Here is a 412-nt window from a genome sequence, read left to right on the forward strand (position 1 = left end):
CGCGAACACCGGCAAGGACACGGCGGGGGAGTGGTTCGTCAACGAGCGTGGCTACCGGCGCGTGGCGTTCGCGGACCCGCTGAAGGAGGCGGCGCTCCGGCTGGACCCGTCAGTACAAGGGCAGATGAACGCTCCGCTCCGACTATCCGAAACCGTCCGACGGGTCGGTTGGGAGAGCGCAAAGGATATATACCCCGAAGTACGCCGCATCCTCCAGGAACTCGGCTCCGCCGTTCGCGCCCTCGACGAGAATTTCTGGCTCCGTGCAGCCCTGGCGAGGGTCCAGGAGGCCAACGAGACTGGCGTCCCGGTCGTCATCACCGATGTCCGTTACCCCAACGAGGCGGCCTCCCTCGCCCGCGCCGGCTTCAAGCTCCTCCACATCGACCGGCCCGGCATCGAGCACCTGAAC

Annotated in this window: 1 protein-coding gene; it reads left to right on the forward strand. The window is 67.0% G+C overall.

Going from position 1 to position 412, the window contains the following annotated elements; all coding sequences use genetic code 11:
• Window positions 1-412: hypothetical protein (locus J1M64_RS19050; protein WP_206475217.1), on the forward strand; the 412-nt coding region annotated here is incomplete at both ends.

Origin of the sequence: Dietzia sp. KRD202, from assembly GCF_017168155.1 — a bacterium.
Lineage (GTDB): Bacteria > Actinomycetota > Actinomycetes > Mycobacteriales > Mycobacteriaceae > Dietzia > Dietzia kunjamensis.